Raw genomic sequence first — 15,953 nt, 5'->3', positions numbered from 1 at the left:
TTGTTCTGAGGAGGAAATAAATGGATTTTCAAATAAGTATTATTGTTGAGTATGCTCAGTTTTTTTTAAAAGGAACCATGCTTACAATTGGTTTATCGTTGGCTGGGGTATTAATAGGAACAGGATTAGGACTGTTAATTGGCTTAGGGAAAATATCGAGTAATAAAATACTTGCTTTTCCTTTTATTTGTTATATTACTTTCTTTCGTGGAACCCCATTACTGGTGCAAATATTAATAGTACATTTTGGAGTGGTTCCATTCTTCACTGGTGAAACGAATGGAATTGCCGCTGGAATTATTGCTTTATCCCTAAATGCCGCAGCTTATATAGCAGAGATCTTTAGAGCCGGAATTCAATCCATCGATAGAGGACAAATGGAGGCAGCTCGTTCTCTTGGGATGAACCATATACAGGCAATGAGATATGTAATCTTGCCTCAAGCTTTCAAACGAATGATTCCTCCTCTTGGAAATGAATTTATTGTGTTATTAAAAGATTCTTCCCTTATCTCTATTGTAGCAGCTCCAGAGATTATGTATTGGGCAAGAGCAATGGGTGCACAATACTTCCGTGTATGGGAACCGTATCTTACTGCCGCGGTTATTTATCTAATTTTAACGCTTGTTATAAGCTTCCTGTTAAATCGACTTGAAAGAAGGTTGGCAACAGTATGATCAAAGTTGAAAATTTAAAGAAGTCCTTTGGAGAAAATCAAGTATTAAAAGATATTAATACAGAAATACAGGCGAAAGAGGTAGTCGTAGTACTAGGCCCTTCTGGTTCTGGAAAATCAACTTTTCTCAGGTGTATCAATCGATTAGAGGAAATTACAGCTGGGCGAATCCTTATTGAAGGGGTAGATATAACTGATAAAAAAACAGACATCAATCAAATTAGAACAGATGTCGGAATGGTTTTTCAGTCATTTAATCTTTTTCCCCATATGAAGGTGATTGATAATATTATACTGTCTCCTACAAAAATTAAAAAAATAGATAAAGAAGAAGCTAAGAAAAAGGGATTGGAGCTCCTTCGCAAGGTTGGATTAGAGGATAAGGCTAATGTATATCCTGATTCTTTATCTGGAGGACAAAAGCAAAGGGTGGCGATTGCAAGAGCCCTTGCGATGGAACCAAAAATCATGTTATTTGATGAGCCAACCTCAGCGTTGGATCCGGAAATGGTTGGAGAAGTGCTTGAGGTAATGAAACAGCTGGCTAAAGAAGGAATGACGATGGTCGTAGTAACCCATGAAATGGGGTTTGCACGAGAAGTAGGCGACCGTGTTATTTTTATGGACGGTGGATATATAGTAGAGGAGAATATTCCAAATGAATTATTTGGAAACCCGCGTGAATTTAGAACAAAATCTTTTTTAAGTAAAGTGCTTTAGAAAAGGTTGTTTTCTCAAAATTTGTTGTTTTTCACATGAAAAATGGGAGAAGCAGTACTCAGCAGACTGAATACACGTAGACTCCTGTGGGAATGCGAGAAAGACGAGACCCCACAGGAGCGTATGCGACGAGGAGGCTCGGCGCTCGCCCACGGAAAGCGAAGTGTATTCAGTCTGCGAGTTTATAAAAACTGTAAGTGTAGATAAGTCTCGTCTCGTTTAAGAGAGGGGATTTTTTCATTAAATAAAAAAAGAGATGAAATCGATTTACCTTTTTATTTTGTTTACCGCCACTGATTATAAAAAGGAAATATTAACAGTAAAAATGAATAGATAGAAAGGGGAATAATAGAAAAATATTTCTGAAAAAACATGTAAGAAATTCTCACAAAACTCTTTACAAAACTACAAGTTGTTCGTAATATTGAAATATAATGAATACTGTATACAGGATACAGAAGATAACCCGTTATACTTCTAAATATATATAATGAAAGTTTTATATTAAATAATTCATAGAAAAGAAAAGGTGGGAGTAATCATGCTTTATATTGATGGAATATGGCAAGAATCAGAAAGCAAGGAAACCTTTGATGTTTTAAATCCGGCGAATGAAGAAATAGTTGATCGTGTTGCAAAAGGTGGAAAAAAAGAAGCGTTACTAGCAATTGATGCAGCGCAAAAAGCGTTTTTATCTTGGTCGAAATTAACTGCAAAGGAAAGATATGCGTATTTAAAAAAAGCAGCAGATATTTTAAGAGGCAGAGTGGATAGTTTAGCGGAATTAATTACAAAAGAAATGGGAAAACCCGTGTCTGAAGCAAAAGGTGAAATTGGCTTAGCTATTGATTATTTAGACTGGTATGCAGAAGAAGGAAAACGCATTTATGGGGATACTATCCCTGCATCTTCCCCGACTAAACGTTTAATGGTAGTACGCCAACCAGTAGGCGTTGTTGGAGCTATTACTCCTTGGAATTTTCCAGTAGCCATGATCACTAGAAAAGTAGCGCCAGCTCTCGCTGCAGGATGTACAGTCGTTTTAAAACCTTCTGAGGAAAGCCCATTATCAGCAATCGAAGTAATAAAAGCACTGCATGAAGCAGGCATCCCTAATGGAGTAGTCAATCTAGTTCATGGATTACCGAAAGAAATTGGCGATGTGCTGATGAGCAGTCCAGTTGTGAAGAAAATCACCTTTACTGGATCTACAGCAGTTGGAAAAGAACTAGTGCGTAAATCAGCTGATACGATGAAAAAAGTATCGATGGAGTTAGGCGGACATGCACCATTTATCGTTTTTGAAGATGCAGATTTAGATAGAGCGGTAGAAGGAGCAATTGCAAGTAAATTCCGAAATGCTGGACAAACATGTGTATGTACAAACCGTATATATGTGCAAAAGTCTATTTCTGTGGCATTTGCTAATAGATTAAAAACGAAGATGGAGCAATTAGTTGTAGGAAATGGTTTAGACGAGGGAGTTAATATTGGACCATTAATTAATGAGCGAGCGATTGAAAAAACAGTAAGTCATGTACAGGATGCTGTATCTAAAGGAGCAAAGGTAATTTATGGAGGTTCGAAACCAGAAGGAGAAGCATTTAGCAATGGACATTTCTTTAATCCAACAGTCCTTTTACATGCTACGAATGAAATGAAAATAGCTTATGAAGAAACTTTTGGGCCAGTAGCGCCAATCTTTGTTTTTGAAACAGAAGAAGAAGTAATTCAAAAAGCAAATGACACCGTTTATGGTTTAGCATCGTATATTTTCACACAAAACGGAGCGAGAATGTTCCGTGTGTCAGAAGCATTAGACTACGGAATTGTCGGAGTAAATGATGCGATGCCGACAGTGGCACAAGCTCCATTTGGGGGAGTAAAGGAATCTGGAATTGGCCGTGAGGGCGGGAAATATGGAATCGACGACTACCTAGAGACGAAATTTGTCTCTTTCGATTTTGCGTGATCGCTATGGGAGTAAAAGTTGAGAATTATAAAAAAATAGATAAAGCAATCGAAAAAGAAATAAAGGCAATTTTTCAAGATGAATCACGCGTTTTAACGGAAGTGCAAGATTTAGCAAGCTATTCATTTGATGCTTCATTTGGAACGTATTTTCCTGAAATTGTTGTACAGCCGAAAACAACGAATGAAGTAGCGCGTATCGTCAAACTTGCTTATGAACATGTCATTCCTGTTTATCCGAGAGGGCAATCTACCTGTTTATCTGGTGGCCCTCTACCATTAGAAGGAGGCATTGTCATTGATTTAAGCAGAATGAATGATGTGCTTCAAGTAATACCAGAGGATTTAATTGCCATTGTTTCACCAGGAGTACTAACTGCAGCGATCCATAGTGAGGCTGAAAAGCATGGTTTAATGTATCCACCCGATCCAAGCAGCTCTGCTGTTTCCACGATTGGCGGGAATCTTGCAGAGAATTCTGGAGGGCCTAGAGGGTTGAAATATGGTGTTACAAAAGATTATGTACTTGGTTTAGAGGTAGTAACTCCTAAAGGAAAAATAGTCAGAATGGGCGGCAAGACGGTAAAAAATGTGACGGGATACGATTTAACCAAGCTTGTAGTTGGATCAGAAGGGACGCTAGGCATTATTACAGAAGCAACCTTACAGCTTATTCCGAAACCGTTAGCGATAGGAACAGTAATGGCTGTTTTTGATGATCTTGTGAAATCTGGAGAGGCTATTTCACGTATTTTAACATCAGGAATATTGCCATCTAAAATGGAAATGATGGATCAAGAATGTATTAAAGCGGTAGAAAGCTACCAGCCGAGTGGTTTACCTGTAGATGCAGAAGCAATTTTATTAATTGAATTAGATGGTTCAGAACAAGCAGTGGAAGAAGAATTAACGAAAACTAAACATATATGTAAAGAAATAGGTGCTAGGGATGTATTTGCAGCTCAAGATCCTAAAGAGCAAGCAGAGTTATGGAAGGCAAGAAAAATGGTGTCTCCAGCAATTACTCGCATTAAGCCAACAAAAATTTCTGAAGATGCGACCGTTCCTCGGAGCAAAATACCAGCGATGTTTCAAAGGCTGAAGGAAATAAGAGAAAAGTATAATCTCAACCTTGTTGTTTTTGGGCATGCAGGGGATGGGAATTTACATCCGAACATTGTTGCGGATAAACGAGATAAGGAAGAAATGAAGCGTGTAGAGTTGGCTGTTGCAGAAATTTTTGAAGCGGCGGTTACTTTAGGTGGAACGCTATCAGGCGAACATGGAATAGGAATAATGAAAGCACCTTTTATGAAAATGGAATTAGGTACAGATGGACTTGAACTAATGAAGGCTATTAAAGAAAGCTGGGATCCTAAAAATATTATGAATCCTAAAAAAATATTCGCAGATCCAGATGCTGAATTTGTATTAGAAGGGTGAAGAAAATGGACATTAAATCATTACTCGAACAAACGAATCAATGTGTTCAGTGTGGGTATTGTTTGCCAGCGTGTCCTACGTACTTAACCTTTGAAAAAGAAACACATTCCCCACGAGGAAGAATCAATTTAGTGAAGATGGCTGCTGAAGGACAAATTTCTATCACAGATGCAGAAGATGCGATCAATCTTTGCTTAGGCTGTCGAGCTTGTGAAACAGCCTGTCCTTCCGGAGTGGAGTATGGAAAAATTTTAGAGGCTGCAAAAGAAGCCCTTTATCAAGAAAAAAGAAAAAGTGCTTCAAAAATAAGTGGGAAGCTGGAAGATGCAATGTTTATAAAAGTATTCTCCAATTCCAAAAGGCTGCAGCAAGCAGCGGATTTGATTTGGCTGTATCAAAAAACCGGCATGCAAAATGTGGCTCACAAAGCAAAATTAACGAAGGTGCTGCCAGAAAACTTAGCAGTATTTGAATCCGTTTTACCGACAGTAACGTCGCCAAAAGCTAGAAAAAATCGACCGAATGTATTTTATCCAGGTGTAGATAAGGTTCCAGAGAAGTATAAAGTAGCATTTTTTACAGGATGTGTGATGGACGCTGTTTTTGAGAAAATCAACCGTCTTTCCATAGAGGTATTAGCGGCAGTTGGTTTTGAAGTACATGTCATTAGCAATCAAACTTGCTGCGGCGCTTTGCATGCACATGCAGGTCGAACAGATGATTCACGTATGCTGGCTAAACAAAATATTGCAGCTTTTGAAAAGATAGACGCTGATTTTATCGTGAACAACGCAGGTGGCTGCGGAGCGATGCTTGTTGAGTATGATCACTTATTAGGAGCAGATTGGTCAGATAGAGCAAAGGTATTTGTATCTAAAGTACGAGATATTAGTGAGTTGCTAAATACAGTTGAGTTGCCGTTCAAAAAATCTATCGGAGAAATTGTTACGTATCAGCATTCATGCCATATGACAAACGTTCAAAAAGTGGTCCATGAACCACTAGAACTAATAAAGAAAATTCCTGGTGTTATATATAAAGAGATGGAAAATCCCAAGATGTGTTGTGGATCAGCTGGTATATATAATGTAGTAAACTACAATGAATCCATGCAAATTTTAGATGACAAGATGAACAATGCAAAAAATACGAGGGCTAGCATTATTGTTACGACTAATCCAGGTTGCTTGTTACAAATGAAATTAGGAATTAAACGAGAAGGATTAGAGAAACAAACTCGTACGTTGCATCTAGTTGAATTGTTGGCAGAATCAATGGACATTCTTTAAGAATATAAATAAATAGATTCCAAAATATATTCAGATTCAAGATCTCAAGAATATATCTAAGTGCGTAAAGTGGGAATAATTGTATATAGAAGAAAAAGAGGATCAAAAAGGACTCATCTAAAGGAATGGTAAGCAGAGAAGAAATATTATAGGTGAAATAGAAAATATTGGTTGGGTAGTGTTAGATAATATAACAAGAACATTGCATTATTCTACAGTTTTTATATACTTATCACATAACACGCGTATTTTGGATACAGAATACAATAATGAAAGAAGGTTATGTTTGATGATGCAGAAAATTGTACAATCGGAAACGTTAGCAGATCGTGCTTATAATGAGATAAAAAAAGCAATTATTCGTGGAGATTTTAAGCCGGGTGATCCATTACCAGAAGAAGAAATTGCTTCTATGCTTGGAATTAGCAGAACACCAATACGCAAAGCAATTGCAGAACTTACATTTGATGGGCTGGTTACATCAGAGAGTGGGAAAAAGGCACGTATTTCCTTCATTTCTGACGAAGATTTTGAGCACTATATTAAATTAAGAAAAGTGCTGGAAGTATTATCAGCAGAAGAAGCTGCTCCTCTTGTAACAGATGGCATGATAAGTCATTTAGAGATGCTTATGACAAATCAGAAAAAAGCAATAGAGGAGAAAGATCTCTATACTTACATTGATTTAGATTCTCAATTCCATCTTAGTATAGCTGAAATTTCTCGTAATAGAAAATTACAAGACTTTATTGAACAAATTCATAATCAATTATCAAGATATTTAGTGCTTTCTGGTACACTTGCCGAAAGTGCTCGAGAAGCACATGAAGAGCATATAAAAATTATCGAAGCATTAAAAGAACGGAATGCAAAGAAAGCTGGAGAAGCCATCCGTTTTCATATAGAAAATGTAGAACGGCGTTCATAGTTTTAACATCATAAATGGAGGTATTTTGAATGATTGTTTCTATTTGTGAGGAAGTATTGCCTTCACATCAAGAGAAAATATTACGTGAAACAGGGGAAGAAATACTTCATTTTAATTCCTTAAAAGATGTTCCGGATCATATCAAGGAATCTCTTGAAGTTTTACTAGCATACGGACCAAGTTTTGATGGGCAAGAAGTAGCTACCTTTGAGCGGTTTCCAAACTTAAAATGGGTTCAGTGGTTTAGTGCAGGCATCGATGATTTAGACATTCGTGAATTAGATGAAAGAGGCATTATTTTGACAAATGCCTCTGGAATTCACGTTAAACCGATGAGTGAATATGTACTTATGTGCATGCTTCACTTTGAAAAAGACATGGATCGCTACCAAACATTAAAGAACAAAAAACAATTTGATCGAAGTAAGTTAGTTGGGGAGTTAACAGGTCTAAAAGTGCTGCTATACGGCACTGGTGTTATTGGGCAAGCCATCGCCAAGACACTTTCGTTGTTTGATATAACTGTTTATGGGGTAAATACATCCGGAAAGCCTGTACCTCATTTTCAAAAAACGTTCACATTAGAGGAAGCAGAAAAGGAAATTGGTCAAGTTGATTATGTCATTTCCCTTCTTCCGTCCACTACAAAAACGCGAAATTTCTTTACAAAAGAGTATTTACAGAAGATGAAGCCAGAATCTGTGTTTATTAGTATTGGCCGTGGAGATGTAGTGGAAGAGCAAGCGGTAGTAGAACTGATTCAAAGTAAGGCATTAAGAGGAGCAGCGATGGATGTGTTTCAACAAGAGCCGCTTACGGCGAGTAGTCCCTTATGGGAATGTGAGAATTTGATTTTGACACCACATATGTCAGCGAAATCGATTTATTATATTGATCGTTGTGTTGACATCTTTATCAAAAATACCAATGCAAGGCGAACAGACGGAGAAATGATAAATGTTATTAATACAAGCAGAGAATATTAAGGCGAGAGGTGATTTGATGTATGCAAAAATAAAAGATCTGCCATTATTTGATCAAGTAGAAGCAATTACAATCTCTCTTGTAAAAACATTGAGTGTAAATGGAACAAATGGAGAAGTACAGATTGCAGATAAGATTGAACAATTTTTACGTAGTTTTCCTTACTTTAAACAACGCCCCGATCAGGTGTGGACACAAGAGCTGCCAAATGATGCAATCGGCAGAAAGAATGTGTTTGCTCATATAAAAGGCAATGGAAAATCAAAGAAAACAGTTGTTTTTCATGGGCATATTGATACGGTTGGAATTGAAGATTTCGGTGCTTTGCAATCAAGCGCTAATGATCCGGAAGCACTATTAGAGTATTTTAAAACGTATTCAGATGAAGAGATTCGTTCGCAGGCTTTATCCGGAGACTGGATGTTTGGACGTGGAGCACTGGATATGAAGAGTGGGGTTGCCGTTCATTTAGCGAATGTTCTCTACTTTAGTGAACATCAGGATGAGTGGGATGGAGACATCATTTTTATGGCAAATCCAGTCGAGGAAAATCAGCATTCAGGTGCTATTGCATCTGTGGATGAATTGCTGCGTCTGCGCGCGGAAGAAGGCTTGGATTATGTAGTGGCAATTAATACGGACTATATTTCTGCTTTCTACCCTGGTGATACGAACAAGTACATTTACACTGGTGCAGGAGGAAAGCTTTTGCCATGTTTTTATGTATATGGGCGTGAAACCCATGTAGGACAAACGCTTAATGGACTTGACCCAACACTAGTGACAGCAGAATTAAATAAACGCATCAACAATAATATGGAATTAACCGAACAAATTGAAGGTGAACTGATTACTCCTCCTTCCGCACTTTATCATAGAGATACGAAAGAGTTTTACAATGTACAAACTGCGGTATCTAGTCACTTATATTTTAATTTTATGGTATTAGAAGCTTCACCGAAGGACATTATGGAAAAGTTAAAAGTGGTGGCACAAGAAGCTGCGGCAGAAGTGACAGAATATTATGAAAAAAATTACGATACTTTTGCGAAAGTGAATAATTTTCCATCTGATCGCCCTAATTGGGATATGGAAGTATATAGCTATGTAGAGTATTGTGAGAAGCTTTCTAAACAAGGAATAGATGTAAAGGCTGTCTCAGAGCAGGTGCTCAAAGAAAATCAAACACTTGAGTTGCGGGAGCTTTGTTTCAAAATAGTGGATAGACTACGAGAATTAGATCAAGCGGTAAAGCCATGTGTGATTATTTTCTATGCACCACCATATTGTCCACATAATTATTTGACTGGGAAAGGTGCACGGGATCAAGTTATTTTACAAACGATTGAAGAGGCAACAGCAAGTATTTCTCAACGTACGAATGATACTTTTTCAGTAAAGAAATTCTTTCCTTATCTTTCCGATAGCAGCTATTTATCTCTTCATGATACAGATGAGGAAATTGACTATCTTGTCGATAACTTTCCTGAATGGAATAAGATTTACCCAGTGCCAATTAAAGATATTCGCAAATTAAATATCCCTTCTATTAATGTTGGCGTGTATGGGTTTGATGCTCATCGTTGGACGGAACGCGTATATAAACCGTATTCCTTCGATACTGTACCAAAACTTATTCGAGATATGACAAATTCTTGGTTAAAGGCTTCTGCCAAACAATTATAAGCAAAGGAAAAGGTGATAATCATGACATTAACATCAGAATCTTTAGCAACACGCGCAAATAAAGTATTTCCTCCAATTGCACAAAGAGCAACTACTGTTGGAATTGTGAAAGGAGAAGGTTCTTACGTTACAGGTGAAGATGGAAAACAATATTTAGATTTTGCCAGCGGAGTAGCAGTAACAAATGTTGGGCATAACCATCCACTTGTTGTAGAAAGAGCAAAAGCACAAATCGATGAGTTAATCCATGGCGGCCATAACGTACTATATTATCCGGTATATGTTGAACTTGCTGAAAAGCTAAATGAATTAAACGGTGGCAACTGCAAAGTATATTTTTCGAACAGTGGGGCAGAAGTGAATGAAGGGGCTATCAAACTAGCAAAACATGTAACGAAACGTCCTGGCATCATTTCATTTAAACGTAGTTTCCATGGACGTACATTGGCTACTACTACATTGACTGCTTCCAGCTCTTTATACCGAAAAGGATATGAAGGGCTTCTGCCAAGTGTTTATTATGCTGAATATCCTTATGCTTTCCGCACTGGATTGTCTGAAGAGGAAGAAGTACAACGTTGTTTAGATTCATTGGAAGAAATCTTTAAATTCTTAATTGCTCCAGATCAAGTAGCGGCAATTATCATGGAACCTGTTCAAGGAGAAGGCGGATATATCGTTCCACCGGCAAAATTCATTAACGAGATTAGAAGAATTTGCGATCAACATGGCATTCTATTAATTTTTGACGAAATTCAAACTGGTTTTGGACGTACAGGAAAAATGTTTGCATGGCAGCATTTTGGTGTGCAGCCAGATATATTGACGCTTGCAAAAGGAATTGCAAATGGATTCCCACTCAGTGCCTTAGTAGGAAAGGCGGAATTGATGGACCAATGGACAGCTGGCACTCATGGAGGAACGTACGGAGGAAATCCAGTTTCATGTGCTGCATCACTTGCAGTTATTGAAATATTGGAAAGTGGTTTGCTAGAGCAATCAGTCAAAATGGCAGAATATTTTACTGGGAAACTTTCTGGCCTAGCTTCTACTTTTACGAACATTCGTGATATTCGTGGACTAGGATTAATGATTGGAATGGAATTCGTTCAAGCTGATGGCCAACCGGATGCAAAAACGGTAGCTGCATTAAAAGAAAAAGCATTGGAAAAAGGATTAATTCTGCTTACTTGTGGAACAGAAAAAAATGTAATTCGTTTTATTCCTCCACTTACGGTTACAAAAGAAGAAATTGATGAAGCATTTAGCATCATCAAAGGTTCTTTAGAAGAAATACAATAAATTATTAAACTGTAAAATACAATTTAATAACGTTAAAATTTTCATATGAATTTAATAGAATAATTGAAATAGGGGCCCTTAGACAGTCGAACTAGCAATTGGGGCCTCATATTTTATGCAAATTAGCAGCTTCCTATTCAGTTGTTTTGGAGTATTAAACGAAGAATATACATCTTGTAGAATGATGAAAAAACAACAAATACTTAATACCTAAAAAAGGGAGAAATATTTTGTGAAACATTTAATCAACCCAAAAACGAATAATATTCAACCATCTATGATTAGAAAAGTATCGGACAAAGTTGCTCAATATAATAATGCGATCAATTTGACTGTAGGACAGCCAGATTTTAATACGCCTGATCATATTAAAATGGCTGGAATACAAGCGATTGAAAAGAATCATACAAACTATACTAGTAATGCTGGAATACTTGAATTAAGATATGCTGCAACTAAATTTATGGAGGAAAAATATCAGCTTTCCTATAATCCTGAAACGGAAGTGCTTGTTACTGCGGGAGCAACAGGAGCTCTGGATATTGCTTTTCGAACAATTCTTACAGAAGGATGTGAAGTTCTACTGCCAGCTCCTATCTATCCAGGATATGAACCTTTAATTAAGTTAGCTGGTGCAGTACCTGTTTATATAGACACTACTGTTAATAATTTTATTTTAACTGTTGATATGATAAAAGAAAAAATGACAGATAAAACTCGTTGTATTGTATTATCTTTTCCTTCCAATCCAGTTGGAAGCATACTAAATAAAGAACAATTAATAGAGATTGCTGAGTTGCTTAGAGAAAAAGACATTTTTATTCTATCTGATGAAATTTATAGTGAACTAACCTATGGAAAACAGCATACTTCCATTGCATCGTTAAAAGGAATGAAGGAAAAAACGATTATCGTCAACGGGCTTTCTAAATCCCATTCTATGACAGGCTGGAGAATAGGACTATTATTTGCACCAGAATATCTGACATCAGAAATATTTAAGGTTCACCAATACAGTACAACTTGTACTTGTTCAGTCAGTCAACATGCAGCAGCTGAAGCCTTAACTATTGGTATAAATGATGCAGGTGGGATGAAAAAAGAGTACGAAAAGAGAATAAACTTTGTTTATGAGCGACTGACTAAAATGGGACTTTCAGTACTGAAGCCTGAAGGTGCGTTTTACATTTTCCCTTCTATCAAAAGCTTAAATATAAGTTCACTGGAATTTGTTGATCAGCTGCTTGAAAAAATGAATGTGGCAGTTGTACCTGGCGTTGCCTTTTCAGAATATGGAGAAGGATATATTCGTATTTCTTGTGCTGCTTCTTTTGAGAACCTTCAAGAAGCAATGAATCGAATGGAAGCCTTTGTAAAAGAAATTACTACTCAAAAGATTGTTTAATATTAATCAACCTAAAGTTTATGCAATTATTACATCATAGATAAATTCATTTGTTATTTGTTGATAGCTAGAAAGTTGGGCTAAATATGTTAAAAAATTTTAACAAATTCATAATAAAAGCAATGCCTATTTTAACACCAGCAGGTTTATTAATCGGTGTTCTTTTTGGTGATAAAATTACCCATCTCTCCTTTTTAATTCCTTGGATATTTGCATATGTTACATTAATTGGGAATTTAGGTTCTAAATTTAAACAATTAGATTTTGTAAATACGGAGACCTTTTCCTTTTCTTGTTAGTTTAATGGTATTGCATATAGTGATGCCGTTTTTTGCATGGGGATTAGGTCATCTGATTTTTCATGGAGATTCATTTACGATTACAGGTTTTGTTTTGGCTGTTGTCATTCCGACAGGGGTTACAAGTTTTATATGGGCAACAATTCATAAAGGAAATCTTTCCTTTGCATTAGCAATTATTCTATTTGATACGCTGCTTTCTCCTCTTATCGTTCCAGCAAGTTTATCTTTTTTTGTTGGAGAGACAGTTGCGATGGATACGTGGGGATTAATAAAAAATTTATTTTTAATGATTGTTTTTCCTTCCGTATTAGGAATGCTGCTAAATCATTTAACAAAAGGAAAAGCAAATCTAGTATTAGCAGAAAAGCTTTCTCCTTTTTCTAAAATAGGTGTTGTTTTCATAGTTTGTATCAACGGAGGCATATTAGCTCCATATTTAAATAAATTGGATGTAAAGGTGCTTCTTATCATAAGTACTGTATTCGTCATCTCTTGCACAGGATATTTAATTAGTTTGGGGATAAGCTTGCTGTTAAAATGGGAACGAGATGTTGTGGTGTCGATGACATTTTGCAGCGGCATGAGAAATATAAGTGCAGGATCTGTATTAGCCATCACTTTCTTTCCTGCTGCTGTTGCATTGCCTGTTGTTCTTGGAATGCTTTTTCAACAAGTTTTAGCATCAGTCTTTGGACAAATGCTTTATAAATATTATTTAAAAAAATATAAATATACAGCTTTAAAAGAATGAGAAGTTTCAAGAAAAGATTATAATATCCATAGCGTAGAAAAACGAACGAGGTGATAAGTGCCTCGTTTTTATATAGATGTTATCATTATAGGAAAGCTAGGTTTTCCTTATGTAGTTATAATGCAGGAGAACAATAGAATATACAGACATTGTTTGAATAATATGGACAAGAAAGGAATAAGTTTAATATGAATTATCATGCTTTTTTTCCTAATTACATAAAAGAGGCGCTTAAAAATGATCCACCTGGAGCATGGATGCCTCAACTTCCAAAAGAGTGCATTTCCTTAAGCTCCGGCTATCCAGCACCTTCCCTAGTTCCTTCAGAAGAAATGAAGAAAGCAGTCGACAATTTAATCAAAGAAGAACGAGATCTTCCTTTTCATTATCAAGGAAGCCCTCGTTCAGCGAGTTTACAGGAGCTCATTCAAAAAAGGTTGGAAAAGCGTGGGATTAGCATTAGCGATGGTGAGCTATTAATTACATCAGGAGCATATCAGGCTCTGGATGTAATTGCACGAACTTTACTAGATCAAGAAGCGGCTGTCGCTGTTGAATCTCCAACTTATATGGAGGTGCTAGAAACTTTTCAAAACTATACGAAGGAAATAATTACAATACCGTTAGATGAAAATGGAATCCAAACAGATGAATTAGAAGTGGTATTGAAGGAAAGAAAACGTAATGGGTTTGCGCTTCCTCGATTTTTATATACGATTCCATCCTTTCATAATCCTTCAGGTACAACCTTGTCGCCTGAACGACGCAAACGGCTGCTTGAGCTTTCGAAAGAATTTAATTTTCTTATTGTTGAGGATGATGCGTATGGAGAATTATCCTTCTTTGAAACTCCGCTGCCTTGTAAAGCAATCGATTTAGATGGGAGAGTCTTGCATGTTGGTTCATTATCCAAGGTTGTTGCGCCCGGAATGAGAATTGGATGGATTGCAGGGCCTAAGGAGTTAATATCTACTTTCGCGTGGTTTAAAAAAGATTTAGACCATTCCTTTATTCAAGCAGCTATGGCGGTATACTTAGAAAGTGTTGATGTTGAAGAACGAAATAAAATGTTAACAGAAGTGTACCGGACTAAATGTGATGCGATGGTTAAGGCCGTGGAACAATTTTTCCCAAAATCGGCTACTTGGTATGTACCAAAAGGTGGATATTTTATGTGGATAAAAATTCCGGGTGTCGATACATCACGGTTGTTAGAAAAAGCTTTAGCAATCGGTGTTTCATATATACCGGGGAAATACTTTTACTTTAATCAAGAGGAAGGAACCGAGTTTCTCCGACTTTCGTTCAGTTATTCTGATAAAGAAGACATTGTTAAAGGAGTTCAAAAGCTTGGAGAGCTTCTTTCGAATTCTATATAAAATTTAATTATTTGTCGATAAAAGGGGTTCAGAATGGTATCATTCTGAACCCCTTTTAAAATTAATCTTCATCTTAAATATCTTCTCGAATTAATGGCAAGGTAGAACAGTGGATTCCTCCGCCCATTTTGCGAATTTCTGTTAATTCAATTGGAAATACTTCGATGCCATGATTTTTAAGATTTTCTATTGTCTTATGTGCATCTGCAGCAACCAGTACTTTTCCAGGAGAGACTGCTAAACAGTTTGCAGCACGTTCAGGATCAGATGGATCCGTATAGATTAGTTTTATCCCTCTTGATCGAAGCTCTTCTAAGAACCAATAAGGAAGACGACCTGGTTCAACAAGAGCTGTCTTATGATCGATCATAACATACATTTCATCTAAATGGATGCGATCATTTGGTACATCTATTACAATTAAGTCAATATTTTGCCATGATAAAATTTGTCTCAGCTGATCAATACCGGCTTGATTCACACGAATGGAGCGGCCAATTAGAGCTGTTTTTTCATCAAGCATTGCAAAGCTTCCACCTTCAATAAAACCTTCCCCTTGAATTGTAGCGAGAACAGGCATCCCTAATTTCGCAAATGTTTGATAGGCTGCTTTTTCTTCCCCTTGACGCATTGGCAATGCAAGGCGCGTAACAATAACTCCACTCGGTACAACAAGTCCAATATCCCTTGTGTACATTGTTTTTGTATGTTGTGGAGAAGCGAAATCAATATCTACCACTTCAGCTCCACATTTTTCTAAGGTTGCACGCAGTTGATCATGCTGATAGTGCAGAAGCTCTTCATTAATTGGTTCTTTTCCTTGCAAATAACTAATAATACGTCCATTTCCATCTCGAAGTACTTGTGCATCTACATTTTCTTCGTACTGCATTTTTCGAAATAATTCTAGCTCCTTGCCAGGTCGGTGGACCAATACTTTTTTGATTTGTCCAATATAATTAGAAGCACCCCATTTTTCTCCCCAAACTACCTTCATAGCATTAGGTTCTGAAAAAGATTCTTTTAATAAACTTGTTCCTAAATATTCTTGAGTAGGTACTAGCATCATATTGACTCCTTTTATAGTATTTTTCATTTATTTTTATCCCAAATCTTA

12 protein-coding genes and 1 pseudogene are annotated in these 15,953 nt (G+C 36.8%); 12 read left to right on the top strand and 1 reads right to left on the bottom strand.

Translation table 11 applies throughout. The features are described 5' to 3' along the window. Nucleotides 1–20: 20 nt before the first annotated feature. The 12 genes and pseudogenes from ACTXGU_RS04790 to ACTXGU_RS04735 all read left to right on the top strand — a co-directional run bounded on the left by ACTXGU_RS04790 (nucleotide 21) and on the right by ACTXGU_RS04735 (nucleotide 14,836). A complete protein-coding gene (locus ACTXGU_RS04790; RefSeq protein WP_443480360.1) occupies nucleotides 21–677 on the top strand; it encodes an amino acid ABC transporter permease in 657 nt (218 codons plus the stop codon). Continuing rightward, nucleotides 674–1,396 (top strand): amino acid ABC transporter ATP-binding protein, encoded by a 723-nt coding sequence (locus ACTXGU_RS04785; protein WP_443480359.1) that lies wholly within the window; start codon nucleotides 674–676, stop codon nucleotides 1,394–1,396. Before ACTXGU_RS04790 ends, ACTXGU_RS04785 begins: the two co-directional genes overlap by 4 nt. Nucleotides 1,397–1,937: 541 nt before the next feature. Then, nucleotides 1,938–3,368, top strand: a complete 1,431-nt coding sequence (locus ACTXGU_RS04780) for an NAD-dependent succinate-semialdehyde dehydrogenase (protein WP_443480358.1) — start codon at nucleotides 1,938–1,940, stop codon at nucleotides 3,366–3,368. Between the two features lie 5 nt (nucleotides 3,369–3,373). Beyond that, entirely contained in the window at nucleotides 3,374–4,810 is a 1,437-nt protein-coding gene (locus tag ACTXGU_RS04775) for an FAD-binding oxidoreductase (RefSeq protein WP_443480357.1), read from the top strand. 5 nt (nucleotides 4,811–4,815) lie between these two features. Further along, the gene (locus ACTXGU_RS04770) at nucleotides 4,816–6,099 is read left to right on the top strand and encodes a (Fe-S)-binding protein (protein ID WP_443480356.1); all 1,284 of its coding nucleotides are present in this window, start codon (nucleotides 4,816–4,818) and stop codon (nucleotides 6,097–6,099) included. A 289-nt stretch (nucleotides 6,100–6,388) separates the two neighbouring features. Beyond that, nucleotides 6,389–7,027 (top strand): GntR family transcriptional regulator, encoded by a 639-nt coding sequence (locus tag ACTXGU_RS04765; RefSeq protein WP_443480355.1) that lies wholly within the window; start codon nucleotides 6,389–6,391, stop codon nucleotides 7,025–7,027. Between the two features lie 29 nt (nucleotides 7,028–7,056). After that, nucleotides 7,057–8,013 carry a D-2-hydroxyacid dehydrogenase gene (locus ACTXGU_RS04760; RefSeq protein WP_443480354.1) on the top strand — a complete coding sequence of 319 codons (957 nt, stop codon included), beginning with the start codon at nucleotides 7,057–7,059 and terminating at the stop codon, nucleotides 8,011–8,013. Beyond that, entirely contained in the window at nucleotides 7,985–9,697 is a 1,713-nt protein-coding gene (locus tag ACTXGU_RS04755) for a M20/M25/M40 family metallo-hydrolase (RefSeq protein ID WP_443480353.1), read from the top strand. The genes ACTXGU_RS04760 and ACTXGU_RS04755 overlap by 29 nt, the downstream gene beginning before the upstream one ends. Before the next feature lie 21 nt (nucleotides 9,698–9,718). Further along, complete coding sequence (locus tag ACTXGU_RS04750) at nucleotides 9,719–10,999, top strand: aspartate aminotransferase family protein (RefSeq protein ID WP_443480352.1); 1,281 nt, start codon at nucleotides 9,719–9,721, stop codon at nucleotides 10,997–10,999. 232 nt (nucleotides 11,000–11,231) lie between these two features. Then, on the top strand, nucleotides 11,232–12,404 hold the full coding sequence (locus tag ACTXGU_RS04745) for an aminotransferase A (RefSeq protein ID WP_443480351.1): 1,173 nt from the start codon (nucleotides 11,232–11,234) through the stop codon (nucleotides 12,402–12,404). Between the two features lie 86 nt (nucleotides 12,405–12,490). Continuing rightward, nucleotides 12,491–13,457, top strand: a pseudogene (locus tag ACTXGU_RS04740) (bile acid:sodium symporter family protein). A 188-nt stretch (nucleotides 13,458–13,645) separates the two neighbouring features. Then, entirely contained in the window at nucleotides 13,646–14,836 is a 1,191-nt protein-coding gene (locus ACTXGU_RS04735; protein ID WP_443480350.1) for an aminotransferase-like domain-containing protein, read from the top strand. Nucleotides 14,837–14,909: 73 nt separating this feature from the next. On the opposite strand, the gene ACTXGU_RS04730 is transcribed toward ACTXGU_RS04735, so the two are convergent. Further along, nucleotides 14,910–15,932, bottom strand: a complete 1,023-nt coding sequence (locus ACTXGU_RS04730) for a dimethylarginine dimethylaminohydrolase family protein (protein WP_443480349.1) — start codon at nucleotides 15,930–15,932, stop codon at nucleotides 14,910–14,912. Nucleotides 15,933–15,953 lie beyond the last annotated feature (21 nt).

Origin of the sequence: Niallia sp. 01092 (assembly GCF_052318935.1) — a bacterium.
GTDB lineage: Bacteria > Bacillota > Bacilli > Bacillales > Cytobacillaceae > Niallia.
This window is presented reverse-complemented; position numbering and strand designations above follow the sequence as displayed.